Genomic DNA, 25,616 nt, shown 5'->3' with positions numbered 1-25,616 from the left:
GATGCTTTCGCGTTTGATCCTACAACCACAGTATGGAAAGCACCGCCATGAAAGTACTGCTACTGACCCGAGAATACCCTCCCAACGTGTACGGTGGAGCCGGCGTGCACGTCGAGTATCTGGCTGACGAACTGGCCCGACTGATGCACGTCGAAGTACGCTGTTTTGGCAATCAGGACACGGTCAGCGGCGGCGTGCGGGTAAAGGGTTATCCTTTCGGAAAAGGCAGCTTTGCGCACGTCGACAAGAAGCTCAGCGGCGCGCTCGATACCTTCGAGACCAATCTCGAGACTCTAAGCGAACAGGTCGACGCCGACCTGGTGCACGTCCATACCTGGTACGCCCACCTCGGTGGCATCCTCGCCAAGAACCTCTACGGGATACCGCTGGTGCACACCGTGCACTCGCTGGAACCCTTGCGCCCGTGGAAGCGCGAGCAGCTCGGCTGTGGCTACGACATGTCGTCGTGGATCGAACGTACGTCGCTGACCATGGCCGATGCGGTGATTGCCGTTTCCGAGGGGACCAAGGCCGACATCCTTGAGCATTTCGACATCGACCCGGGCAAGATTTCGGTCATCTACAACGGCATCAAGGTCGAGCAGTACCACCCGACGACCAACACCAGCGCGCTCGACCAGTATTTTGTCGATCCGGCCAAGCCGATCGTCCTGTTCGTCGGCCGGATCACTCGCCAGAAGGGCATCCTGCATCTGGTCAACGCGGTCCGCTACATCAACCCCGATGCCCAGATCGTTCTTTGTGCAGGTTCTCCCGATACCGCCGAAGTGCGCGCCGAGATGGAGGATGCGGTCAAGGCCATTCGCCACGAAGGGTTCAAGAACCTGATCTGGATTCAGGAGATGCTGAGCAAGCCCGAGGTGATCCAGCTCTATTCGCACGCCACGGTGTTCTGCTGTCCGTCGATCTACGAACCGTTCGGGATCATCAACCTGGAAGCCATGGCGTGTCGCACCGCCGTCGTCGCCAGTGCCGTCGGTGGCATCAAGGAGGTCGTCGTCGATGGCGTCACCGGCTACCTGGTGCCGCTCGAGCAGTTGCGCGTGGCGCCCTTCGAGCCGGTAGACCCGGACGCCTTTTCTCGTGATCTCGCCGCCGCGATCAACAAGGTCCTCGACGATCCGGCGCTCGCCGAATCAATGGCCGCCGCCGGCCAGCAGCGGGCGCGCGAAGTGTTCAGCTGGTCGAGCATCGCGCAGCAAACCAGGAGTCTCTACAATTCGCTCTTGAAATAAGCCGACGCCTGCCGGGGTGCCCGCTCGCGCACCCCGGCAAGCGTCGGCTGGCGGTCGCCCGGGCCGCGCCGCGAACAGCCACCGACATCACGACCAGACCCTTCGACCGGCACCGCCGGTCGAGTACACAGGAGCCTCATTAATGATTCCTCAAGACTACCCCCGTGTAAACATTGAAGCCGTGCAGCCGCAGATCGACTGCGGTCGCTACCCGATCAAGCGCATCGTCGGCGAAACCGTCGCGGTCAGCGCCGACATCTACAAGGAGGGCCACGACAAGCTGGCAGCCGTCGTCAAGGTGCGCCAGGTTGGTCACAGCAATTGGCAGGAAAGCCCGATGACGCAGGGCCTCAACGACGACTGGTACGGCGAGTTCTCGGTCACCGAGATCGGTCCCTGGGAGTACAGCATCGAGGCCTACGCTGAACACTACCTGTCGTGGGTCGAAGAGATCAGCAAGAAGAACGTTCCCGGTGCCAAACTCGAGAGCGAATTGCTCGAGGGTCTGGCGATCATCCGCAAGTCTGCGGCAATGGCCAAAGGCGAAGACCGCGGGCGCTTCACCGGCATCATCAGCGCCATCGAAAGTGCGATGGCTGCCGGCGAGCAACAAGGCGCCGTCGACCTCGGAGTCGGCGGCGTCTTGCGCAGCCTGATGAGCAAATACCCCGATCGCAGCGAAGGCTACGAGTTGGCGCCGACGCTGAAGATCATGGTCAATCGGCCGATCACGCGTTTCGCCGCCTGGTACGAGTTCTTTCCGCGTTCGCAGGGCAGCACGCCGCACCGCCATGGCACGCTGCAGGACAGCATCCGCCGTCTGCACGAGATCAAGACGATGGGCTTCGACGTCGTCTACCTGCCGCCGATTCATCCGATCGGCCACAGCTTCCGCAAAGGCAAGAACAACAGCCTCGACGCCGGCCCCGGCGACGTCGGCAGCCCGTGGGCAATTGGCAACGAACACGGTGGTCACACCGGCCTCGAGCCGCTGCTTGGCACCTGGGACGACTGGGACCTGTTCGTCGCCACCTGCCGCGAACTGCAGATCGAGATAGCGCTCGATTACGTGATGAACTGCTCGCCCGATCATCCTTACGTCGCCGCGCATCCCGAATGGTTTTTCCACCGCCCCGACGGATCGATCAAATACGCCGAGAACCCGCCCAAAAAATATCAGGACGTCTACCCGCTGAACTTCGGCACCAGCGACCGCGAAGGCTTGTGGCAGGAAATGCTCAGGGTCTTCCTGTTCTGGGTCGACAAGGGCGTCACCACCTTCCGGGTCGACAACCCGCACACCAAACCGGTGGCGTTCTGGGAATGGGTGATCGCGCAGGTTCACGCCCGCCACCCGCAGGTGATCTTCCTGGCCGAAGCGTTCACCAAGCCGAAGATGATGCGCCTGCTGGCCAAAGCCGGCTACGCGCAGTCCTACACCTACTTCACCTGGCGCAACAACAAGGAAGAACTCACCGAATACGTCAGCGAGCTGACGCAAGGCCCGATGAAGGAGTACTTCACCGGCAACTTCTTCGCCAATACGCCCGACATCCTGCCGCCTATCCTGCAGGTCGGCGGTCGCCCGGCGTTCATCATGCGGGCGGTTCTGGCCGCCACGCTGTCGTCGGTCTACGGCATCTACAGCGGTTACGAGCTCTGCGAAAACGAGGCGATTGCCGGCAAGGAGGAGTATCTCGACTCGGAGAAATACGAGGTCAGGGTGCGCAACTGGCGGGCGCCGGGCAACATCGTCGACATCATCACGCGCATCAATCAGGCGCGCCGTGACTGTCCGGCACTGCACGGCTACAACAACGTGCTGTTCCTTGCCACCGACAACGCCAACATCATCGCCTACGCCAAGATGACCGCCGACCGCTCGGACATTGTCGTCTGCGCCGTCAACCTCGACCCCTTCCACCAGCAGGTGGCGACGATCCAGATCCCGCTCGGCACCTTCGACATCGGCTGGGACGAGCAATACCAGGCGCACGACCTGCTCACCGACCAGACCTACCGCTGGAGCGGTCCGACCGCCTACGTCGAGCTCAGCCCGCACAGCAGCATGGCGCACATCATCAAGATTCGCCGCTGGTAAGCGCGCCGGCGATCAACGAAAAACGGCCGGGATACCCCGGCCGTTTCTAATTTACAAGCCGCCCGCTTCAGTCGGCTTGGGCCAGTGCACGCTTGAACTTCATGTCCTCGTTGGACAGCTCGCTCAGTTCGATGCGCACCGGCTGCACCTTCCAGATCTCGGTGCAATACTCCTGAATCGCCCGATCGGACGAGAAGTAGCCCGAGCGCGCGACGTTGATAATCGACATCCGCGACCAGCGCTCGTAATCGATGTAGGCCTCGGACACCCGCTGCTGACAGTCGATGTACGACTGGAAGTCGGCGAGCAGCATGTACTCGTCGTGGTGGAGAAGGTGGTCGACCAGGGGCCGGAAGACATCGCGATCGCCGCGGGTGAAAAATCCCGAGCCGATCAGATCGATCACTTCACGGAGTTCCGGATTGGCGTCGTAGTAGGCGCGTGGCCGATAGCCGCATGCGCGCAGTTCTTTGACCTCGGGAGTGGTCATCCCGAAGAGGAAGAAGTTCTCATCGCCGACCTGCTCGCGAATCTCGACGTTGGCGCCGTCGAGCGTACCGATGGTCAGCGCGCCGTTCATCTGGAACTTCATGTTGCCGGTTCCGGATGCTTCCTTGCCGGCCAGCGATATCTGTTCCGAGAGGTCGGCAGCCGGGAAGATCAATTGGCCGCTCTTGACGTTGTAGTTCGGGAAGAAGACCACCTGCAGCTTGTCACGCACCGCCGGGTCTCGACCGATGACGTCGGCGACCGCAGTCGCCAGGCGGATCATCAGCTTGGCCATCCGATAGCCGGGCGCAGCCTTGCCGCCGAAGATCACCGTCCGTGGTGCCACTTCGAGGTTCGGGTTGTCCTTCAGGCGCTTGTAGAGCCAGATCACGTGCAGCAGGTTGAGATGCTGGCGCTTGTACTCATGGATGCGCTTGACCTGGACGTCGAACATCGACGCCGGATCGACATCGACGTGCGCAAAGCGCTTGATCGTGCGGACCAGGTTGTCCTTGTTGCCGCGCTTGATGTCGCGCCAGGCTTTGCGAAACGCCGGGTCTTCGGCACAGGGCTCGAGTTCGCGCAGCCGCTCCATGTCGGTAGGCCAGCCGCTACCAATCGTTTCGGTGATCAGACTCGACATCGTCGGATTGGCGAGCAGAACAAAGCGGCGCGGTGTCACGCCATTGGTCTTGTTGCGGAATTTCTCCGGCCACAATTCGTAAAAGTCCCTGAGAACGTCGGACTTGAGCAGCTCGGTGTGCAAGGCGGCGACGCCATTCACGGCGAAGCTGCCGGCGACGGCCAGGTGCGCCATACGCACGTAGCGGGCGCCGTCTTCGTCGATCAGCGACATCCGCCTGAGCCGCGGCTCGTCGCCCGGGAAGCGAATCCGCACTTCGTCGAGGAAACGCTCGTTGATCTCGCAAATAATCTCGTAATGTCGCGGCAGGACTTTCCTGAACAGCCGCAGCGGCCATTTCTCGAGCGCCTCGGGCAGCAGCGTGTGATTGGTATAGGCGAAGGTCCGTTGGCTGATCGACCACGCCTGGTCCCAGACCATCCCGTAGTCGTCAACCAGCAGGCGCATCAACTCGGCGACGGCGATCGACGGGTGCGTATCGTTGAGCTGAACAACGAATTTCTCGTGGAAATGATCGAGATTCTTCTCGCGTTGCAGTTGTAGGCGAATCATGTCCTGCAGCGAGCACGAAACGAAGAAGTACTGTTGCTCGAGCCGCAGCGTCTGGCCCGCTTCCATTTCGTCGTTCGGATAGAGAATCTTGGTGAGCGTCTCCGAGAGCACCTGCGCGTCGACCGCCTGATAATAGTTGCCGGCATTGAAGGCGGCAAAATCGAATGACTCGGGCGCCTCGGCGCTCCACAACCTGAGCCGGTTGGGCGTATTGACGCCGTAGCCGAGAACCGGCATGTCCCAGGCCGTGCCGCGCACCACCTTGGCTGGCACCCATTGCACGCGCAAGCGGCGATTGGCCGTCGCTTCGTACTGGTGTTCGGTATGGCCGCCAAGCTTGATGTCGAAAGCGATACTCGGACGGTGAATCAGCCACGGACTGCCGGCGCGCAACCACTTGTCGGTCAGCTCGGCCTGCCAGCCATCGCGGATGGCCTGTGTGAAGATCCCGAACTCGTAGCGAATGCCGTAGCCAATCGCCGGAATCTCTAGCGTCGCCAGAGAATCGAGGTAACACGCGGCGAGACGCCCGAGGCCGCCATTGCCCAGACCCGGTTCTTCCTCCTGATCGAGCAGAACCTCGAGGTCGAGTCCGAGTTCGCTCATCGCCTGCCGGGCATTTTCGTAGATACCCAGATTGATCAGGTTGTTGCCGAGTTGCGGACCAATCAGGAATTCGGCCGACATATAGCAGACTGTGCGACTGCCGCGATCGCGGTAGGTCCGGGCGGTTTGTACCCAGCGTTGCAGCAGTCGGTCGCGAACCGCGCGCGCCAAAGCCTGAAAACAGTCATGGCGGGTCGCGACCTCGGGAAAGCGCGCCTGCGAATAGACCAGTTTGTCGAGAAAGGCGCCCTTCAATGCCTCGACGTCAAGCCCCATGCGCCGGTTGTCGCGGCCCACCAAAGGTGACGATTCCGGCTCGGCAGAAGATTGGCCGGCCGTTTGTTTCTTTAGGTTCATCTAAATACCCTCACTATAATTTCGATTGATTGTCAATGCCCAGTCGCAAATCGCTGGCTGAAACTTCAGATCAGCGGCGAGTCTAGCGCATTGTGCGCGCCCGCGCACCTGCGCTGCACGACGCCGCGCAAGCTTTTTTTGCCAACAACCGAGCGCCTCGCCACAGCCGGCAGCGGTCACCGTCACGAGCACCGCCACACAAGGTGGGCCGCTCAGTAAAGTCGGCTTGGCGATCAACGATGGTGCTAGGATTCAACGCTACGATGCTCAAGAGACGCGACAAGGCGCGGGCGTGCCAGCACTGGCGCCCGACCGCCACGTCGTTTTCGGCCCTAGACCAACACCCGGAGAACGCCCATGACTCTGAAAATCGAAAACCATAAACTGGTCGGCGACCAGGTCAGCCATCGCGACACGCCAAACTGTGGCGGCGTCATGGCGCCCAGCTACCTGATCCTGCACTACACCGCCGGCCGCTCGCTCGAGAGCTCGGTCGAATCGCTGTGCACCCGCAAGCCGCACGGCAACGCGTCAGCGCACATCGTTCTCGGGCGCGACGGGCGAATCGTTCAGTTGGCGCCGTTCAACGTCGTCACCTGGCACGCCGGCGTCAGCCAGTGGGCCGGGCTGGTGGGCCTCAATTCGCACTCGATCGGCATCGAAATGGACAACGCCGGCTTGCTGAAGAAGGTTGGCAGCCAGTACCAGGCGTGGTTCGCCAAGGTCTATCCCGACGACGAAGTGGTGCTCGCCGCGCATCGTAACGGCGGCCCGGAGTCACCCTGGCACGCGTATTCCGAGGCGCAGATCGAACGTGCGATCGAACTCGCCGACCTGCTGGTCGACCATTACGGCCTGCAAGACGTCCTCGGTCACGAAGACATCGCGCCGACGCGCAAGGTCGACCCGGGTCCGGCGTTTCCGTTGGCGGCCGTGCGCAGCCGCGTGCTCGGTCGCGAGCACGACGAACCGCCCCGCTACGTGGTCACCGCCAGCAGCCTGAACATCCGCCAGGGTCCCGATGGCAGCTACCCGCGCGCCGCCGCGGCACTCAAGAACGGCAGCGAAGTACTGCTCCTGGAAGCGCGTGATCGCTGGAGCCTGATCGAGGTCATCGCCGATCCCGAGGTCGAGGGCTGGGTCAGCAACGCCTACATCGCGCCGGTCGGCGACAGCCGCGACGCCGCCGTGCCGCGCTTTACCGTCGCCGGCCCGGCGACCACCGACCGAGGCTTTGCGCCAACCAGTCTGAAAAAGCGCGGCGGCAAGCGCAAGGCCGAGAAAAAAGGGCGGCGGTGAGCCGCCGCCACTCGCGGCCGCTGCAGCGTGCCCGGCGCCAGGCCGGCCGGCACCCTGCAGTCCGGCGCGGGCGCTGAGCGGCAAGGGCGAACGGCCAGCCCGTGGCGCAGCTGTTCATCAGCTATCGCAGCTCCGACGGCCGCGACAAGGCGACCGCACTGGCGCGCGACCTCGGCGCCGTGTTCGGCGACGAGGAGGTTTTTCTCGACAAGGATGACCTGCGCGCCGGCATCCGCTGGCGCGACGAAATCGCCCGGACGATGCAGGCCAGGCCGGTCCTCCTCCTCCTGCTGACGCCACAGCTGCTGGCCGCCGCCGATCATGCCGGATGCCTGCGTATCGCCGATCCCGAAGACCCGGTCCGACGCGAGCTGAGCGACGCGCTGGCCGGCGGCGCGCACATCATCCCCTTGCTCTGCGACGGCGTCGATGCGCCACCACCGGCGACCGATCTGCCGGCACCCTTCGACCGCATCGGCGAGTTCACCTGGCGACCGCTGCGCGCCTACGACTGGTCGCACGACATCCTGCGACTGCTTGCTGACCTGCGTGCGCTGGGAATCGTCCCAACGCGGCAACTGCCGCAGTCAAACACCGGCGCACCGCCGCCGGCCACTGCACCCCCTGCTCCGCCGAGTTCACGGCGGCCGCGCTGGCTGCTGCCAGCCGCCGCCGCGGCCACGCTGCTCGCCATCGGCGTTGGCGGCTACGCGCTGCAGCGACCGCCGGCCGCGCCGCACGAGCCGGCCGCGCCAAACAAAACGGCACCGCCCGCTGCCAATGACGCCGGCAACGTCAGCGGCCGCTGGCTGGCGACGCTCGGCGCCGACGAGCAACTCGATCTGGCGCTACGTCATTCGGGCCAAGACCTCGAACTGAACAGTCGGCCGCTGTCGATCGCCCAGCGTGCCGACTGGGCCGACTACCGGCGCTTCTGGCGCGAGCGTTTTGGCAGCGACCTCGACTTCGTCAGCTACCGCGGCAAGGGAAGCGCCAGCAGCCTGCCGGGTGACGACCTGGTGATCGACGTCGCCCTGCAAATCGTCAGCAGTCCCGGCGACACCCTGGTCGATACCGGCAATCTGCACGCCACGCTCAGCGCCGACGGCACGACCATGACCGGCAGCCTGTGGTTGAACAGCAAGCAGGCTGAACGGCCGCTGCGTTTGGTGCAGACGGCGAAGGCCAAGTGACCGCACGGGCCGAGAAGGCCAAGTAAGCGGGGCAGCCTCGCTGCAAGCGCCTCGGCCCGCTCGTCATTGCGAGGAGGCGTAGCCGACGCGGCAATCCAGGCCTGTCGCGCTATTGGCGATGCGCCGGCAAGTTAGTAGTCGCAGCAGCCCCGCGCGCGGACAAGGCGATCGCCAAAACAGCCTGATTGGCGTTCCTGTTGCCTGTTGCCTGTTGCCTGTTTCCTGTTTCCTGTTTCTTCGAACAATGGCAGCTGGATTGCCGCGTCGGCTGCGCCTCCTCGCAATGACGGTGCCGGGCGCGGGACGGGGTAGCTGGCGCTGGGCTTGCACCCGGCTTTCCGGTGTGCCCTGCCGAAAGTCTCGACAAGTGTGCCGCAGCACTACACCCACCGACGCGTCATTGCGAGGAGGCGTAGCCGACGCGGCAATCCAGACCTTTCGCTGTTGGCGATGTGCCGGCAAGTTAGTAGTCGCAGCAGCCCGGCGCGCGGACAAGGCGATCGCCAAAACAGCCTGACTGGCGTTCCTGTTGTCTGTTTCTTCGAACGATGGCAGCTGGATTGCCGCGTCGGCTGCGCCTCCTCGCAATGACGGTGCCGGGCGCGGGAGGGGGTAGCTGGCGCTGGGCTTGCACGCGGCTTTCCGGTGTGCGCGCCGAAAGTCTCGACAAGTGTGCCGCAGCACTACACCACCGACGCGTCATTGCGAGGAGGCGCAGCCGACGCGGCAATCCAGGCCTTTGGCTGTCGAGCTTGTTACGGCTCAGGCGCTGGCGATTGGCGTCCATGCATTGCTGCTCCCGCGCCAGCGCCAATCGACGCGCCGGATTCAGGACTCAATCGACGTGCCTGATCAAGACCACGGCCTCGGTGGCGATGCCCTCGCCGCGGCCGACGAAGCCCAGCCGTTCAGCGGTCTTGGCCTTGACGTTGACGCAGCTGCTGGGAACCTGCAGGTCCTCGGCGATATTGATTGCCATCTGCGGCAGATACGCCGCCAGCTTGGGCGCCTGCGCGATGATCGTCGCATCTACGTTGCCCACTTGCCAGCCGGCCCTGTTCAGCAGCGCGACGGTGGCGCGCAGCAACAGCCGGCTGTCGGCGCCGCGATAGCGCGGGTCGCTATCGGGAAAGTGGCGGCCGATATCGCCGAGCGCGGCGGCGCCGAGCAAGGCATCGGTGATCGCGTGCAGCAAGGCATCGGCGTCCGAATGGCCCAGCAGACCGGTCGTATGCGCGATGTCGACGCCGCCGAGGATCATCTTGCGGCCGGGAACCAGCGCGTGAATGTCGCAACCCTGTCCGATGCGCATCATGGCTCGACCCGTCCCTTCAGGATCAGTTCGGCGAGCAGCAGGTCAGCCGGATAGGTGACCTTGAAGTTGCTGGCGTCACCGCGCACCAGCCGCGGCCGGAAACCGGCAGCCTCGACCGCCGACGCTTCGTCGGTGCCGTCGGCGTGTTCGGCGAGCACTCGCGTCAGCAAGCCATAACGAAACATCTGCGGCGTTTGCGCCTGCCACAAGCCATCGCGCGACTCGGTGCGCGCGACGCGCAAGTGCTCGTCGGCGCGCTTCAGGGTATCGGCGAGCGGCACGGCGAGCAGGCCGCCGACCGGATCGTCGGCCAGCTCGTCGCACAGCGTCGTCAGATTCGCCTGCGACAGACACGGCCGCGCGGCGTCGTGCACCAGCACCCAATCGTCGTCATCGACCGCGGTTGCCGCGGCGCTCAGCGCGTTGGCGACGCTTGCGGAGCGGCTGCTGCCGCCACAGAAAACGGTCTCCAGCTTGTGGCCAAGGCTTGTCCAGTCGTGTTGCCGCCACCATCTATCGTCGGGCGAGAGAACCACCCAGACGCGCTCGATGCGCTGACAGCGGCACAAGGCGGCGAGGCTGTAGTAGATCAAAGGACGGCCGGCGAGAGCCTGGTACTGCTTTGGCGTCTCGCCGCCGAAGCGCGATCCGCTGCCGGCGGCGGGGACGATTGCGTAGTGGCGTAGCATGGCGTAATTTTAACGAAATACGGCAGGGGAAAGACGAAATGAGCGCAGCGGCCGTACGCCAGCGCCCCCGTCGCCGCGCTGCTCCCGCCGCGGCACGACGCTTAACCGATCGAGGATCGCGCACATGAACCACTCGACACCAGCCACCGCAAACATTCGTCCGCCGGCCGTCGCCGGCGCCTTCTATGCCGGCGCGGCCAGCGTTCTCGCGCGCGACGTCCTCCGCCTGCTCAACGACGCGGCACCGGCAGCAGGCCGGCGCGCCAAGGCGATCATCGCGCCGCACGCCGGCTACATCTATTCGGGCCCGATCGCCGCCAGCGTCTACGCGCCGCTGCTGGCGCTGCGCGACACCGTCCGCCGCGTCATCCTGCTCGGCCCGACGCACCGCGTCGCGGTCGCTGGCCTGGCGCTGCCGTCGACGCGCGCCTTCGCCACGCCACTCGGCGTCGTACCGGTCGACGCCGTGGCAGTCGCCGCCATCGAACACTTGCCGCAAGTCGTTGTCAGCGACGCGGCGCACGCCCTGGAACACTCGCTGGAGGTGCAACTGCCGTTTCTGCAAACCGTCCTCGAGCACTTCACGCTGCTGCCGCTGGCCGTCGGCGACGCCTCGGCGAAGCAGGTCGCCGAAGTCCTCGAACTTCTGTGGGGCGGCGACGAGACGCTGATCGTGATCAGCTCCGACCTTTCGCATTACCTGCCCTACCCCGTCGCCTGCCGGACCGACGCCGCGACCGCCCGGCGCATCGTCGCGCTCGAGCCACACATCGACCATCAACAGGCTTGCGGCGCGACACCGGTCAACGGCTTGTTGCTAGCCGCGCAGCGGCACGGCTTGCACGCGCGACTGGTCGACCTGCGCAACTCGGGCGACACCGCCGGCGACAAGTCGCGCGTCGTCGGCTACGGCGCTTTCACCTTCAGCGCGGCGCACAGCGATGTCCACTGATCGCCTCGGCAAGGCGCTGCTGCGCAGCGCGCGCAACGCCATCGGCGAGCGCTTCGGCGTCGCCGCGCTGGCCGTCGACGCGGCTCCCGAACTCGCCGAGCCCGGCGCGACTTTCGTCACGCTGACGCAGAATGGCCGCCTGCGTGGCTGCATCGGCAGCCTCGAAGCGCATCGGCCACTGGCCGTCGACGTCGCCAAAAACGCCGTCGCCGCGGCCTATAGCGACCCGCGCTTCGCACCCCTGAGGGCGTCGGAGCTATCGCGCACGCGCGTCGAAGTCTCACTGCTGACGCCCGCCGAGCCCTTCCCGGTGGCCAGCGAAGCCGACGCGCTGGCGCGCCTGCGCCCCGGCATCGATGGCCTGATCGTCTCCTATGGCCGGCAGCGCGCGACCTTTCTGCCGCAGGTCTGGGAATCGCTGAGCGATCCGCAGCAGTTCATGAGCCAACTCAAGATCAAGGCCGGCCTGCCCGCCGACTTCTGGGACGAACAACTGACACTCGCGCGTTATGGAGTACGAAAATGGCAAGAGAGCTGAACGACTCGCCGAAAACCCCCGAATCGACGCACCCCGGTCGCTGGTGGCACGCCATCGCCGACGATCGGATTCAGTGCGACCTCTGCCCGCGCGACTGCAAGCTGCACGCCGGCCAACGCGGCGCGTGCTTCGTTCGCCAGAACATCGATGGCCAAATGGTGCTCACCACCTACGGCCGTTCGTCGGGTTTCTGCATCGACCCGATCGAGAAAAAGCCGCTGAACCACTTCTACCCGGGCTCGGCGATCCTCTCCTTCGGCACCGCCGGCTGCAACCTGGCGTGCAAGTTCTGCCAGAACTGGGACATCTCGAAGTCGAAAGACATGGACCGCCTGCTCGACGCCGCCAGCCCGCAAGGAATCGCCGAGGCCGCCGCCGCCTACGGCGCGCAGTCGGTGGCCTTCACCTACAACGACCCGGTGGTCTTCGCCGAATACGCGATCGACACCGCCATCGCCTGCCGCGCGCTCGACATCCGCACCGTCGCGGTGACCGCCGGCTACATCTATCCGGCGCCGGCGCGCGAGTTCTTCGCGGTCATGGACGGCGCCAACGTCGATCTCAAGGCCTTCACCGACGACTTCTACTTCAAGCTCTGCGGCGGCCACCTGCAAACCGTCCTCGACACGCTCGCCTACATCCACCACGAAACCAGCTGCTGGCTCGAAATCACGACGCTGCTGATCCCCGGCCGTAACGACTCGGCGGCCGAGGTCAAGGCGCTCGCCGAGTGGGTGGCGCGCGAACTCGGGCCCGACGTGCCGCTGCACTTCACCGCCTTCCACCCCGACTGGAAAATGAGCGAGCTACCGCCGACACCGGCGTCGACGCTGACACAAGCGCGGCGCATCGCCCTCGACGCCGGCCTGCACTACGTCTATACCGGCAACGTTCATGACACCGAGGGCGGCACGACCTTCTGCCCGAGCTGCCAGGCGGCGCTGATCGAGCGCGACTGGTACCACATCCGCCACCACGACCTGCCGAGCGACGGTCGCTGCCCGCACTGTGCGACGCCGATCGCCGGCCACTTCGCGCGCTTCGGCAAGCCCTTCGGGCCACGTCGCGTACCCGTCAGGCTGCTCCGTCCTTGAGCGAGCCGATCGTTTTTCCGAGCGGCACGACGATCGCCATCGACGGTAGCGACGCGCCGCTGCCGGAGCAAGCGACGCCGCCCGCACGCGCCACCGCGCTGATACTCCTTTGCCACGCCGGTCCAAGTCCCGACAACCGTGACGACGCGCTGGCCGTCATCCTCCGCCACGCCGGCTTCGCGACGCTGACGCTCGACCTGCTGAGCGCCCGCGAGGAACGCTTCGCCGACAAGCACCACAACGTCTCGCTGCTCGCCAATCGTCTGCTCGACACCCTGACGCGGATCAAGCAACGGATGCTCACCGCAGAACTGCCGACGCTGGCGATCGGCCTCTGCGCCGCCGGCGACTGCTCGCCGGTCGTCGTCCGCGCCGCGGCGATCCGCGACCGCGACATCTACGCGCTGGTCTGCCGCGGTGGCCTGATCGACCTCGCCGGCATGCTCTACCTGCAGTCGCTAAGCGCAGCGCTGCTGGTGCTGCTCGACGCCGACGAGCCAGGAATTGCCGCGAGCAACCAACGAGCGCTGCGCGAAGTGGCCGGCGCCAAGGAGCTCAAGCTGCTGCCGGCAAGCGCCGAGGCAGCCGACTCGACCAGCGGCTTCGCGCGGGTGGCTCGCGAAAGTGCGCAGTGGTTCGTGCGCCACCTGCCAGCAGCAGCCACGCGAGTGGCTAGCGGCCTGGTCTGAGCGAGGGCTTTAAGGGCGGGGCTAAATCGGGCGGCACCCGCGTGCGCGGCGCGGACAACATCCAGCCACCCGGCCCGCGCTCACCCACCCCCACCACCGTCATCACGAGGAAAGCACTCGCACCGTCGAGGTCAGACCCGGGCAAGCGGCGAGCGTAACAGCGCCCCACCACCGTCATTGCGAGGAGGCAAAGCCGACGCGGCAATCCAGTTCCAAGCTCTCACTTCTTGACGGCCGCCGCATCGCCAACGCCGGGAGACAGCTCCCTGGATTGCCACGTCGGCTACGCCTCCTCGCAATGACGCGGCGCGTGCCAGGCGCATCACGAGGAAAGCACTCGCGCCGTCGAGGTCAGACCCGGGCGCACGGTGGACGTCACAGCGCTCCCCCCACCGTCATTGCGAGGAGGCAAAGCCGACGCGGCAATCCAGCTCCAAGCTCTCACTTCTTCACGGCCGCCGCATCGCCAACGCCGGGAGACAGCTCTATGGATTGCCACGTCGGCTGCGCCTCCTCGCAATGACGCGGCGTGGGGCAGGCGCATCGCGAGGAAATCGCTGGCGCCGTCAGACCCCAGAAAGCGGCGGACGTAACAGCGCTCCGACGCCGTCGAGGTCAGACCCGGGCGAGCCGCGGACGTCACAGCACTCCACCACCGTCATTGCGAGGAGGCAAAGCCGACGCGGCAATCCAGTTCCAAGCTCTCACTTCTTCACGGCCGCCGCATCGCCAACGCCAGCAGAAAAATCTCTGGATTGCCACGTCGGCTACGCCTCCTCGCAATGACGCGGCGTGGGGCAGGCGCATCGCGAGGAAATCGCTCGCGCCGTCAGACCTCAGAAAGCGGCGGACGCAACAGCGCTCCGACGCCGTCGAGGTCAGACCCGGGCGCACGGTGGACGTCACAGCGCTCCCACCACCGTCATTGCGAGGAGGCAAAGCCGACGCGGCAATCCAGCTCCAAGCTCTCACTTCTTCACGGCCGCCGCATCGCCAACGCCGGGAGACAGCCCTATGGATTGCCACGTCGGCTGCGCCTCCTCGCAATGACGCGGCGCGGGGCAGGCGCATCGCGAGAAAATCGCTGGCGCCGTCAGACCTCAGAAAGCGGCGGACGTAACAGCGCTCCGACGCCGTCGAGGTCAGACCCGGGCGCACGGTGGACGTAGCAGCGCTCCCCCACCGTCATTGCGAGGAGGCAAAGCCGACGCGGCAATCCAGTTCCAAGCTCTCACTTCTTCACGGCCGCCGCATCGCCAACGCCAGCAGAAAAATTCCTGGATTGCCACGTCGGCTGCGCCTCCTCGCAATGACGCGGCGTGGGGCAGGCGCATCGCGAGGAAATCGCTGGCGCCGTCAGACCTCAGAAAGCGGCGGACGTAACAGCGCTCCGACGCCGTCGAGGTCAGACCCGGGCGCACGGTGAACGTAGCAGCGCTCCCCCACCGTCATTGCGAGGAGGCAAAGCCGACGCGGCAATCCAGCTCCAAGCTCTCACTTCTTCACGGCCGCCGCATCGCCAACGCCAGCAGAAAAATTCCTGGATTACCACGTCGGCTGCGCCTCCTCGCAATGACGCGGCGTGGGGCAGGCGCATCGCGAGGAAATCGCTGGCGCCGTCAGACCCCAGAAAGCGGCGGACGTAACAGCGCTCCGACGCCGTCGAGGTCAGACCCGGGCGCACGGTGAACGTAGCAGCGCTCCACCACCGTCATTGCGAGGAGGCAAAGCCGACGCGGCAATCCAGTTCCACCGTCTAACTTATTCATTACTGCCGCGTCACCAACGAAGAAGCACCCCGGGACTTTGCCAGGGGCGCGAGTCTCATGCGTAGTAACTCGCCACGTAGTCTTCAAATCGCCCCTGCGGCAGCGACTCCAATCGCTGTTGCTCGACCAGGGAGGCGGCAACGCTGGCCTCGAACCTGGCCAGAGTCGCCGCGTCGAGCGGCTGCGCCAGCAAGCTCTCGTGGTGTTGCCGGGACTGCTGCATGGCGTATTTGAAGTAGCCCTTGTGCTCCCGCGCGGCCGCCAGCACCTGCGCCGACGGCGTGCTCTCCGGGTGATCAATGCGCGTGCGCAGGCTGGCCAGAGTCGTGCTGTAGTGATTGCCCGCGTAGGCCGAATCGAGGATCTGGGCAAAAGGCTGCATGTCGTCGAAGAGCGCGTGCGCGATCGGTCGGAACGCCTGTTTGCGGTTGTGCACCAGCAGGTTCAGGTCGGGCTGGCGACCCCGGTTGACGATCCGCGCCAGGTTTTCATCGTTCTCTCCCTGCTCGCGAGCGCTGATCGGCGGGCTCTGACGAAAGAGGCACATCAGCAACAGGATGTCGGCAAAGGTGCTTTGCTCGGGGGCAATACCGATGTCCACGAAGGGGTTCAGGTCAAAAAGCCGCAGCTCCAGGTATTCGACACCGTACTTCTTCAAGGCCAGCGCCGGGCGCTCACCCGCCTTGCCAACGCGCTTGGGGCGGATGCCGGCATAGAATTCGTTCTCGATTTGCAGCAGGTTGGCGTTGAGCTGCTGCCAGTTGTCGCCGTCGCGAACGCCCAGCTCCTGGTACAAGGGATCAGGCGTACGAATCGCCGTCTCCAACGCCTGCGTGTACTCGGCCAGCGAATTGAAACTGACGTGCAGCTGATCCTGCGCGCGGTTCTGATAGCCCAGATCGCTCATGCGCAGGCTGGTCGCGTAGGGGCGGAAACGCGTCCCGGGAACGAGCTCCTGGAGGTCTGAGCCGCGGCCTTGCAGGAAGGATTGACAGATCGCCGGCGAGGCGCCAAACAGGTAGGGAATCAACCAGCCGAAGCGCAGAAAATTGCGAATCAATCCGAAATAGCGCGCGCTGACGAAGTCCTGCCGGCTGCCCCTTACCGAGCAGCAGTCTTGCAAGATCACCCAGAACTCGTCAGGCAGCGACCAGTTGTAGTGGGCGCCGGCAATCGTCTGCATGTGGCGGCCATAGCGAAGGCCCAGACCTTCGCGATAGACGCCCTTCATCTTCGCCGAGTTGGAGCTGCCGTAGTTGGCAATGGCGATGTTCTTGTCGTCACCGACGATGCAGGGCATCGAGCCTGCCCACATGACTTCGTCGCGCAACTGCCGGGCCGTGAAGCGGTGGATGTCGCGCAGGAAAGCCAGGGGGAATTCCGGGTCTTGCGACGGCGGCGTGATGAACTCCAGCAGCGCCTCGGCATAGTCGGTGGTAATCCACGGCTGCGTCAATTTCGAGCCCAGCGCCAGCGGGTGAGGCGTCTGCGCCAGCTGGCCGTTGGCGTCCACGCGCAAGCATTCGCGCTCGTAGCCGCGCGTGATACCGCGCAAGACCTGCGCGTGCTTTGGCGAGAAGAAATGCCGGATCTCGTCGCAACAGGTGAACTTCAACATCGGCCGTGTCCTTTCCGTAAATTGGCACGCGCAGTACAACGGTCTCGGGCCGGCAAGACGGGTGCTCAGCACCGGCCATCGCGCGGTCGTCTGTCGTCTCGGCTGGAAGCTGGACCGTGGCCCCCACGTCGCTTGGCGGCCACGAGATTTACACCGCCGAGACCGCTCCTTTGAATTTCTCGGCGGAGCATACCATGAGTATATGCAGCACTTAAATCCATGCCTTGATGAAGGCTGACGGGGACCATTCCTCACGCCGCACGACCAATGCTTGCTTTGACCTCTTCGCACACCGCCATGCCTGAACACATCCGGCGCTGCAGGCATTGAAGCAGGCATTTACCGGCTGCTGCTGGCACGTCTGCCCAGAAAGATCAGGCTAACGGTAAGCACGGCAACAAGCAGCATCATCGGCTCGATAGCTTCGCCCAGTAATAAGGCAGAAAATCCCAGCGTCAGGAACAGTTGCACCAACTGCACCTGACTGACTTTGGCAATACCGCCGATGCGCAATCCGCGATACCAGAAAAAAAAGCCAATCCATTGACTCATCAATCCCAGATAAACCAAAGCCAGCCAGCCGCTCACGGGAACCGCGGCCAGGCTAAGCGGGCTTACCTAAAGCATAAACGGCAACGTCACTGGTAAACCCATAATCAGCGCCCAGGAAATCACTTCCGGAGCGCTGATGTACTTCGTGGCGATGGCGCCACAGGCATAACCCAGCCCGCCGAGCAAAACCCCCAGCAGCAGTAGCGCATCAGGGGTGTGCAATGCTCCCGAGGCATGAACCCAGGCGTAGCCGCAGACCAGACAAGTGCCCACTAGCGCACACGCCCAGAAAGCGCCTGGCAAGCGTTCACGGTTCAGCGTCGCACCGATAACGGCGGTGGCCGCGTGCTCGGGTGGCCGTGACGAATGGATTTTTCGCGTGCGGAGGCGACCTTGATTACGTCGAGCGGAAGCACAACTTCAATGAGTTTTTTCGGAGTTTTGATGGCGGTGGCTGACATTAGTTAGGTGCGCTGTAAAAAGTGTTTGATAGTGGTGGCATAGGGCTCCCACCGAGTAGCTTCGATTTCACCCTCGAAGTATTTCCGTCGATCAAAATCGCCCCACGAAGCGATCTCTTCAAAATCCTCAGACTTCATCTGCCGGAATTTGGAGACCGCCCGCGCTCGTTTGCCGGCAAGTGTCTGGTTATCCAAACCAAAGACTCGAATTGTCGCGTCAGCCCGGAGTTTGTCTGCGGCACTCAACTGATCCCGGACACGGACTTCGCCCGATGAATGGAAGTAGAGATAGTCCTCCGGGTCGTGTTCATCAGGTTTGATGAGCTGCTCAGGGTCGTACGGCGGAGCCGATTTGCGATCCTTGTAGTGACCGCAATGCCACTTGGAGCCACAGGCAAGAAAAAGGTTATGCCAATCAAAAGTCAGTTCGGGATGGTGCTTCAGGTTTTTGCGACGGAAGTGCTCGATATGTCCTTCATGGAAAATTTGGCCTTCGCAATAGGCGCAGCGGACGCCATATTCGGACGCGTCTTCTGTCGTAACACCTGGACTCCCTTGCATTTGAACCAGTGCGGCACGAAGCAATTTCTTGCATTCATTACCAAAGTCATCCCAAGTCTGGGTTTTGTAGTCATAGCCATCCAGGCAATCTGGTGCTGCGACGCCAGAGCGATCCAGTTTGTGCATGGCGATCAGTCCTGTGGCGTCGATTTCTTGCGCAGCTTGAATGCCTGAAAGCGAATCAGCCTGTCCGCATCTAGCATGAGGGGATGCTGCAAGCCAAAATGGACTTCTAGTTTTTGCCGCAAGGTCAAACCATCTGCATCTTCATACGTGCCGTTCTCGATTTTGGCTGTGTATTCAGTAAACCAACCAGCCTCCTCCACCGGTGGAGTCGGACTAACACCCATGATTTGGGTGAGCACATCGGAACTTGCGACACCTTTCGTTTGCATAACTACCGGTTTCACGAGTGTTTTTCGCGCACCAGTTTCTGGATCGATTTCCTCCCTGAGCAAGCGTACACAAGAGGCATCAACGCTGGTAAGTACTTGCGGGCTATGAGTGGTGACAACGAATTGGATATTCGGGAAAACCTCTCGTAACTGCCCAAGCACACGCTGTTGCCATGAGGGGTGCAAGTGCATTTCGATTTCGTCGATCAGCACAACACCACGAGCCTCGCGCGCAGCTTCCGCTTTTAGATGCGGGTTAAGTTTGTAGGCACGGTAGGCAATGTCACCAATCATCGCCAACACGCTTCGAATTCCATCGCTAAGCACCTCCACCTTGAGCGTGCCGTGCTGCCCATGATGGAGAATCAGGGATTTCTCATGACTATGGCTGTATTCAAGGTTGTGCCAGCCAGTGCTAAGCCGCAACAGGGAATCTATGGCTTGCCGAACTACCTGGAAGGGCTCTTCGGCAGACTTAACAGCGCTTTCCGGCCCTTTGCCTTCAAGGTGTTTCATCACGGCTTCCCAATAGATCTGGCTCGCGAGAATAAACCATTCCTGAAAGTGCTTGTAAGACGAAGCTGGATCAAGGCAGTTGAGGTATGCAAAGGTGCGGACATAAAAGTCTGTCTCGCGCGTGTCGTCCTTGCCGCGACTGGTTTCGGTCAGTTTTTTCTGAGCCCAGAGGCGACCTGTTCCGTAGTATCCGAACACTGGTAGGTCAAGGGTTGGCTTATTCGGGTCGCGAATCTGAGATTGAATGACCGAAGCCCATTTCCGCATAAATCCGGTGTCGCCGTCGTCCTTTGTCTTGGTTAGCTTCGCCTCTTTGTCACGATAGCGAATCCAGGTCTTTTCGTGACCTACGCCGAAGTCACCAGTCATGGCGATGCGCGACGGAAGCTGGCGCGCCATATCCCCGCTTTCCAGGTTTATGAGCCGCACATCGTCGATAGCGATGGCATTGCCGGGATCATTAAACGCATTTCTTGCAAGGTCAAAGCTGCTGATGAACGGCCAGAGGCTAATCCTAAGTGCATCGAGCACGGATGATTTTCCTTGACCGTTTTCGGCGACGAGTACGGTCAACTCAGGGTGCAAATCCATTTCCAGATGCTCAAAGCAGCGAAAATTGTCTAGGTTTAATTTCGTAAGTTTCACTGGAGCTCCTTTGGCGTCGTTGCTTTCGCCATCAATTCGTTTAGATCAAGGTTGATACGGACTTCTTGGAGCTCAGGTCTTTCCCCGTGCCCTGGGCAAAAGTCAAGACCTGACCCCGGCGGGATGCCCCGGGTGAACTTCAACATCGGCCGTGTCCCTTTCCGTAAATTGGCACGCGCAGTACAACGGTCACGGGCCGGCAAGACGCGTGCTCAGCGCCTGCCATCGCGCGGTCGTCTGCCGTGTCGGCGGGAAGCTGGACCGTGGCCCCCCTACGTCGCTTGGCGACCACGAGATTTACACCGCCGTGACCTCTCCTTTGAATTGCTCGGCGGAGCATACCATGAGTATATGCAGCACTTAAATCCATGCCTTCATGAAGGCTGACGGGGACCATTCCTCACGCCGCACGACCAATGCTTGCTTCGACCTCGTCGCACGCCGCGATCCCTGAACACATCCGGCGCTGCAGGCATTGAAGCAGGCATTTACCGGCTGCTGCTGGCACGTCTACCCAGAAAGATCAGGCCAACGGTAAGCACGGCAACAAGCAGCATCATCGGCTCGATAGCTTCGCCCAGTATTAAGGCAGAAAATCCCAGCGTCAGGAACAGTTGCACCAACTGCACCTGACTGACTTTGGCAATACCGCCGATGCGCAATCCGCGATACCAGAAAAAGAAGCCGATCCATTGACTCATCAATCCCAGATAAACCAAAGCCAGCCAGCCGCTCACGGACACCGCGGCCAGGCCAGGCGGGCTGACGTACAGCATAAACGGCAGCGTCACTGGCAAGCCCATGATCAGCGCCCAGGAAATCACTTCCGGACCGCTGATGTACTTCGTGGCGATGGCGCCACAAGCATAACCCAGCCCGCCGAGCAAAACCCCCAGGAGCAGCAACGCATCAGGGGTGTGCAATGCTCCCGAGGCATGAACCCAGGCGTAGCCGCAGACCAGACAAGTGCCCACCACCGCACACGCCCAGAAAGCGCCTGGCAAGCGTTCACGGTTCAGCGTCGCACCGATAACGGCGGTGGCCAGAGGAAGAATGCCATTGATCAGCGCTGAGTGGCTCGACGACACCCATTGCAGCGCAATCGAATTGAGCAAAGGCCAGCCAAACCTTGACGCTCCCCGGAACTGACCCGCCTTTGCTCACCAAAGCTGACCCATCAAGCGTGACCCATTGAGCCCGTGTTGAGGCCCGTAGTGGTTCCCGGGAAGCGAACTTCGTAACTCCCCAAGCTTGGTTCGGCAGGCCACGCCCGTTGGCAACGCGGCAGCGCGCGTCGCTCCGCCTGCCCGACCTTCTGATCGCGCGGTCGAGCCCCTTCGCCAAGCTCGCCGCGTCAGTGCAGTCCGACCGCCGCCAGGTTGCGGTCAGGCCTCGCCAGATCTCCGGCAGCGCGACAGGAAGCCCGGCCAGGCCCATTCTTCCCGCACGACGTCGTGTGGGGAGAAACCGTCATGGAATTCCGACAGTGCGAGGCGTGTCATCAGCCGTTTCGGCCGCGTCCGCAGAACCCCGACCAATGCTTCTGTTCGGCCGCCGCCTGCCAGCGCGAACGGCGACGGCGTTGGCAGGCGGCCAAGCGCCAGAACGATCCCGACTATCGCGATAACCAGAAGCGTGCGCAGAAGGCCTGGGCGGAGCGTCACCCCGACTACTGGCGGGCGTATCGAGAGCAGCATCCGGAGTACGTCGCACGCAATCGGGCTCGGCAGCGGGAACGCGCGCCCACCCCGGCCGGCGTTGCAAAGATGGACGCGTCAAAGCCGGAAATCCCGCTGCGCTCAGGCACTTACCGTTTGTCACCGGTGGTGGACGCGTCGTTTGCAAAGATGGACGCGTGGATGGTCGAAATCACCGTTATTTCAGCCGCTTGCGCCTCGCCCTGAGGCCCCTGCCGCGGCTTGCAAAGAGAGGACTCGATCGCCTTGCGGCGGTCGCCTCGCTAGGCTGGATGCCATAGGAGGTCAAGCGCATGGATCACACGGCCGCTACGGCTCAGACTCTGGATTTGCACCGCCTGGAGTTGCGCTACGCCGAGCTTCGCGTGCTGGATACGGCGGCCATCACGCGTCTGGCCCAGTCGATCGCGGTCAACGGCCAGCTCGTCCCGTGCATCGCGGTCGCCGGCGAGGGCAACTCGGCGATCCTGCTCGACGGCTATCGACGCGTCGCCGCGTTGCGGCAACTCGGCCGGGATACGGCCGAGGTCGAATGCTGGGACGGCGATCCGGTGCAAGGCCTGCTGGGCGTGTTGGCACGAACCCGCAGCCGCGCGTTTGCGCCGATCGAAGAAGCGCTGCTGCTGCGCGAACTGATCGCCAGCGGCCCCCTGAGCCAGCATGAAATCGCCCGCCGCTGCGGCCGCGACGTGAGCTGGGTCAGTCGCCGCCTGCAACTTGTGACGGTCCTCTCGGATGCGGTGTTGACGGCGATACGCCAGGGAAAGGTCTCGACCTGGGCGGCGGTGCGGATTCTCGGCCCGTTGGCGCGCGCCAACAACACCCATGCCGAACAGCTACTGGAGAGTTTGCACACGACGCCGCTGACGACCCGGCAGCTGGCGACCTGGTTCGCGCACTATCAAGGCGCTTCGCGGACGGTGCGCGAGCGGATGGTCGAGGCGCCGCAACTGTTGCTCAATTCGCTGACCGCCAAAGCCGACGAGAAGAGCGCCGAGAGCCTGCGCGAGGGTCCGGAAGGCGAAGTCCTGGCCGACATCCGCATTCTCGACGCGGTGGGCGCCCGCTTGACTCGGCGTTTGTTCGCCCTGGCGCCCTCGCCAGCGGAGCTGCCGCCCGCCGTCACCGCCGCGGTCGGCGCTTTGCAATTGGCGCTGGCGTCTCTTCAGTGCCACCTGAGGAAAGTATGCCCCCATGAAATCGCCCGAGATTTATCAAGCCGTGCAGACCCTGCATCAGCAAGGTCTGGCGCTGCGCGAGATCAGCCGGCTCTTGAAGCTCTCGCGTAACACCGTTCGCCGTATCTTGCGCTCGCCCGTGGCGGCTCCGCCCGATACCGCAGAGGGTGCGCGGCAAGCCGCGTGCCCGGCGCCGGTTGCGTGCCCAGCGCCGGTTCGGCTGTGGCTGGTCTCGGCCTTCGAGCGCGCGCGCGGCAATGGGGTGCGGATCCAGGAGATGCTGGCGGCGGAGATGGACCTTCGTCCGGGCTACAGCACGCTGACCCGCTGGATCCGCGAAGCCGATCTGCGCACGCCGCCGAAACGCGCCGGCGAATATTACTTCGCCCCAGGCCAGGAGATGCAGCACGACACCTCGCCGCATCGCGTGATCCTGGCCGGCAAGCCGCTGACGGCGCAATGCGCGTCACTGATCCTGGCGTATTCGCGGCGGCTCTTCGTTCAGTACTTTCCGCGTTTCACGCGTTTCGAAGCCAAGCAGTTCCTGCTCGAAGCCGTCCGTTTCATGGCCGGCAGCTGCCCGACCTGCGTCATCGACAATACCAGCGTGATCGTCGTCGCCGGGGCCGGCGACGAGGCCGTGTTTGCGCCCGAGATGGTCGCCCTGGCACGTACGCTGGGCTTCGCTTTCCGCGCGCACGCGGTGAACAAACCTGATCGCAAGGGGAGGATTGAAAGACCTTTTTCCTGGATCGAAGGCAATTTCCTGGCCGGCCGGACGTTTCGCGATTTCGCCGACCTGAACGCGCAGGTGCTGGCCTGGTGCGAGAACGTCGCCAATGCCAAACCGAAGCGCGCTCTGGGGGTGGCGCCGAACGCCGCCTACGCCGTCGAGAGGCCTTGCCTGCAGCCGCTGCCGGCGGTGCTGCCGCCGGTCTATCAAGTCGTCGAGCGGGTGGTCGATCTGCAAGGTTTCGTGTCGCTTGAGACGAATCGCTATTCAGTGCCCGAACGCTGGGTGGGCCAGGCGCTGAGCGTCTATCTGTATGCCACCGAGGTCAGGGTCTGCCGGGGTGATCGGCTGCTCGCGGTGCATACCCGCCTGCTTGGCGTGCGCGATACGAAGCAGAAGCTTCCTGGGCATCACCCGACCCCGCAGCCGCGGCCGCGCACGCCGCCGCGCGAGGCGATTTTGCTGCAGGGGCACGACCCGCTGCTCGATGCGTACGTGGCGGCGCTGGTTCGGCAGGCGCATGGCCGGGGGGTACGACCTTTGCGCCGCTTGCTGGACTTCAAGCGGACCTATCCGCAGGAGCCTTTGCTGGCGGCCGTGGCACAGGCGCTGCAGTTCGGTCTGTTCGACATGGGTCGCCTGGAGCACATGATCCTGCAGCAGGTGGCGGGGGAGTTCTTCAATCTCGACGATGGAGCTGATGATGATGATGCGTGAGCGTCTGAAGGCTTTGCTTGGGCAGATGCGCTGGTCGGGGATGGCGGCGGTGCTCGATGAGGAGCTCGATTTGGCCGAGCGCCAGGGGACGCCGGTTCCGGAGGTGCTCTTCCGTCTACTCGGCGCGGAAGACGCGGCCCGACGTGAGAAGAGTCTGGCTTATCGCCTGAGCCAGGCGCATTTGCCTTGGCCGTGGACCTTGCAGTCGTTTCCTTTTGCGCGGCAGCCGAGCGTGAACAAGGCGCAGGTGATGGCGCTGGCCGGACTGGAATTCCTGCGCCGGGGCGAGAACGTGTTGTTGATCGGTCCGCCGGGAACCGGCAAGTCCGGGATCGCGGTGGGATTGCTTCGCGAGGCGTGTCTGAACGGTTATCGCGCGCGCTTCTACACCGCGCAGGCTTTGCTCGACGCTTTGTATGCCTCGCTTGCCGATCGTTCGACGGTGGCGCTGCTCAACCAGCTGTGCCGCATGCCGCTGATCGCCATCGATGAGCTGGGCTACCTCAACCTGAAGCCGGAACAGGTCAACGCCTTCTTCCGCCTGATGGATCAGCGCTATAGCCTGGGGCTGTCAACGCTGATCACGACGAATCTCGATCTGCCCGACTGGTACGAGTTGTTCCAGAGGAAGCCGCTCGTCGATGCGCTGCTCGACCGACTTCAGCATCGTTGCATCATCCTGCGCTTGAGCGGACCTTCTCTGCGCAGCGAACCAGGAAGCGCCCCGACGATCACGACGGCGGCCTCGGTAGCGACGGCGAAAGGCTCGGCGTCGAGGAACGTCGCCCCAACGGACGAGTCCGCAGCGTCCTGAAGGCGCGGCGGCGTGTGCACTGGCTCGCTCGCCAGCGGCTGAGCTGGTCGCCCGCTCGCGCGCCGGGAGGGCCACGATGGTCTGTAGCTGAAACGGCGATCGGCGCGAATTCGATCCACGCAAACACCCGTCTCCAAGGCAGTAAGCACGATACTGCCGCGCTTACTGCCACCCCTCAGTCTCGCGC

The 25,616-nt window shown here is 63.5% G+C and carries 21 protein-coding genes; 12 read left to right on the top strand and 9 right to left on the bottom strand.

The features are described from left to right. Positions 1 to 47 precede the first annotated feature (47 nt). Positions 48 to 1,256: a glycogen synthase gene (glgA, locus tag QZ656_RS01425; protein WP_291991705.1), complete on the top strand. Its 1,209-nt coding sequence runs from the start codon at positions 48 to 50 to the stop codon at positions 1,254 to 1,256. A 142-nt stretch (positions 1,257 to 1,398) separates the two neighbouring features. Then, entirely contained in the window at positions 1,399 to 3,357 is a 1,959-nt protein-coding gene (locus tag QZ656_RS01420) for an alpha-1,4-glucan--maltose-1-phosphate maltosyltransferase (protein ID WP_291991704.1), read from the top strand. Between the two features lie 67 nt (positions 3,358 to 3,424). Here the strand turns inward: QZ656_RS01420 and QZ656_RS01415 are convergent, their stop codons facing one another. Next, complete coding sequence (locus QZ656_RS01415) at positions 3,425 to 5,923, bottom strand: glycogen/starch/alpha-glucan phosphorylase (RefSeq protein WP_291992103.1); 2,499 nt, start codon at positions 5,921 to 5,923, stop codon at positions 3,425 to 3,427. A gap of 438 nt (positions 5,924 to 6,361) precedes the next feature. Between QZ656_RS01415 and QZ656_RS01410 the strand changes: the two genes are divergently transcribed. Beyond that, positions 6,362 to 7,303 carry an N-acetylmuramoyl-L-alanine amidase gene (locus QZ656_RS01410; RefSeq protein ID WP_291991703.1) on the top strand — a complete coding sequence of 314 codons (942 nt, stop codon included), beginning with the start codon at positions 6,362 to 6,364 and terminating at the stop codon, positions 7,301 to 7,303. Positions 7,304 to 7,404: 101 nt separating this feature from the next. Next, complete coding sequence (locus tag QZ656_RS01405) at positions 7,405 to 8,496, top strand: TIR domain-containing protein (protein ID WP_291991702.1); 1,092 nt, start codon at positions 7,405 to 7,407, stop codon at positions 8,494 to 8,496. An 835-nt stretch (positions 8,497 to 9,331) separates the two neighbouring features. On the opposite strand, the gene ispF is transcribed toward QZ656_RS01405, so the two are convergent. Both ispF and ispD read right to left on the bottom strand, forming a co-directional pair. Then, on the bottom strand, positions 9,332 to 9,811 hold the full coding sequence (ispF, locus tag QZ656_RS01400) for a 2-C-methyl-D-erythritol 2,4-cyclodiphosphate synthase (protein ID WP_291991701.1): 480 nt from the start codon (positions 9,809 to 9,811) through the stop codon (positions 9,332 to 9,334). Next, positions 9,808 to 10,500: a 2-C-methyl-D-erythritol 4-phosphate cytidylyltransferase gene (ispD, locus tag QZ656_RS01395; protein WP_291991700.1), complete on the bottom strand. Its 693-nt coding sequence runs from the start codon at positions 10,498 to 10,500 to the stop codon at positions 9,808 to 9,810. The genes ispF and ispD overlap by 4 nt, the downstream gene beginning before the upstream one ends. 124 nt (positions 10,501 to 10,624) lie before the next feature. Here ispD and amrB point away from each other — a divergent pair, with 124 nt between their 5' ends. From amrB to QZ656_RS01375, 4 genes are read left to right on the top strand one after another with little or no spacing between them, the layout of a single operon-like run. Then, a complete protein-coding gene (amrB, locus tag QZ656_RS01390; protein ID WP_291991699.1) occupies positions 10,625 to 11,452 on the top strand; it encodes an AmmeMemoRadiSam system protein B in 828 nt (275 codons plus the stop codon). Then, positions 11,442 to 11,990 carry an AmmeMemoRadiSam system protein A gene (gene amrA / locus QZ656_RS01385; RefSeq protein WP_291991698.1) on the top strand — a complete coding sequence of 183 codons (549 nt, stop codon included), beginning with the start codon at positions 11,442 to 11,444 and terminating at the stop codon, positions 11,988 to 11,990. Before amrB ends, amrA begins: the two co-directional genes overlap by 11 nt. Further along, entirely contained in the window at positions 11,975 to 13,084 is a 1,110-nt protein-coding gene (amrS, locus tag QZ656_RS01380; RefSeq protein ID WP_291991697.1) for an AmmeMemoRadiSam system radical SAM enzyme, read from the top strand. The genes amrA and amrS overlap by 16 nt, the downstream gene beginning before the upstream one ends. After that, positions 13,081 to 13,773, top strand: coding sequence for a hypothetical protein (locus QZ656_RS01375; protein WP_291991696.1), 693 nt, complete (start codon positions 13,081 to 13,083; stop codon positions 13,771 to 13,773). Before amrS ends, QZ656_RS01375 begins: the two co-directional genes overlap by 4 nt. Positions 13,774 to 15,597: 1,824 nt before the next feature. Here the strand turns inward: QZ656_RS01375 and gshA are convergent. The 6 genes from gshA to QZ656_RS01350 all read right to left on the bottom strand — a co-directional run bounded on the left by gshA (position 15,598) and on the right by QZ656_RS01350 (position 21,264). Next, a complete protein-coding gene (gene gshA / locus QZ656_RS01370; RefSeq protein ID WP_291991695.1) occupies positions 15,598 to 17,160 on the bottom strand; it encodes a glutamate--cysteine ligase in 1,563 nt (520 codons plus the stop codon). A 339-nt stretch (positions 17,161 to 17,499) separates the two neighbouring features. Next, the gene (locus QZ656_RS01365) at positions 17,500 to 17,748 is read right to left on the bottom strand and encodes a DMT family transporter (protein ID WP_291991694.1); all 249 of its coding nucleotides are present in this window, start codon (positions 17,746 to 17,748) and stop codon (positions 17,500 to 17,502) included. A gap of 278 nt (positions 17,749 to 18,026) precedes the next feature. After that, complete coding sequence (locus QZ656_RS24010) at positions 18,027 to 18,173, bottom strand: DUF1156 domain-containing protein (protein ID WP_366522071.1); 147 nt, start codon at positions 18,171 to 18,173, stop codon at positions 18,027 to 18,029. Positions 18,174 to 18,176: 3 nt separating this feature from the next. Beyond that, positions 18,177 to 18,860, bottom strand: coding sequence for a retron system putative HNH endonuclease (locus tag QZ656_RS01360; RefSeq protein WP_291991693.1), 684 nt, complete (start codon positions 18,858 to 18,860; stop codon positions 18,177 to 18,179). Positions 18,861 to 18,865: 5 nt separating this feature from the next. Beyond that, positions 18,866 to 20,290, bottom strand: coding sequence for an AAA family ATPase (locus QZ656_RS01355; protein ID WP_291991692.1), 1,425 nt, complete (start codon positions 20,288 to 20,290; stop codon positions 18,866 to 18,868). A 488-nt stretch (positions 20,291 to 20,778) separates the two neighbouring features. Beyond that, on the bottom strand, positions 20,779 to 21,264 hold the full coding sequence (locus QZ656_RS01350) for a DMT family transporter (protein ID WP_291991691.1): 486 nt from the start codon (positions 21,262 to 21,264) through the stop codon (positions 20,779 to 20,781). A 498-nt stretch (positions 21,265 to 21,762) separates the two neighbouring features. Here QZ656_RS01350 and QZ656_RS01345 point away from each other — a divergent pair, with 498 nt between their 5' ends. The 4 genes from QZ656_RS01345 to istB all read left to right on the top strand — a co-directional run bounded on the left by QZ656_RS01345 (position 21,763) and on the right by istB (position 25,429). Continuing rightward, positions 21,763 to 22,194, top strand: a complete 432-nt coding sequence (locus QZ656_RS01345) for a hypothetical protein (protein WP_291991690.1) — start codon at positions 21,763 to 21,765, stop codon at positions 22,192 to 22,194. Between the two features lie 86 nt (positions 22,195 to 22,280). After that, positions 22,281 to 23,276, top strand: a complete 996-nt coding sequence (locus QZ656_RS01340; RefSeq protein WP_291991689.1) for a ParB/RepB/Spo0J family partition protein — start codon at positions 22,281 to 22,283, stop codon at positions 23,274 to 23,276. Next, positions 23,182 to 24,615 carry an IS21 family transposase gene (istA, locus tag QZ656_RS01335; protein ID WP_291991688.1) on the top strand — a complete coding sequence of 478 codons (1,434 nt, stop codon included), beginning with the start codon at positions 23,182 to 23,184 and terminating at the stop codon, positions 24,613 to 24,615. Before QZ656_RS01340 ends, istA begins: the two co-directional genes overlap by 95 nt. After that, on the top strand, positions 24,599 to 25,429 hold the full coding sequence (gene istB, locus QZ656_RS01330) for an IS21-like element helper ATPase IstB (protein WP_291991687.1): 831 nt from the start codon (positions 24,599 to 24,601) through the stop codon (positions 25,427 to 25,429). Before istA ends, istB begins: the two co-directional genes overlap by 17 nt. Positions 25,430 to 25,616 lie beyond the last annotated feature (187 nt).

It is taken from the genome of Candidatus Accumulibacter sp. ACC003 (assembly GCF_907163085.1).
Classification (GTDB): domain Bacteria; phylum Pseudomonadota; class Gammaproteobacteria; order Burkholderiales; family Rhodocyclaceae; genus Accumulibacter.
This window is presented reverse-complemented; position numbering and strand designations above follow the sequence as displayed.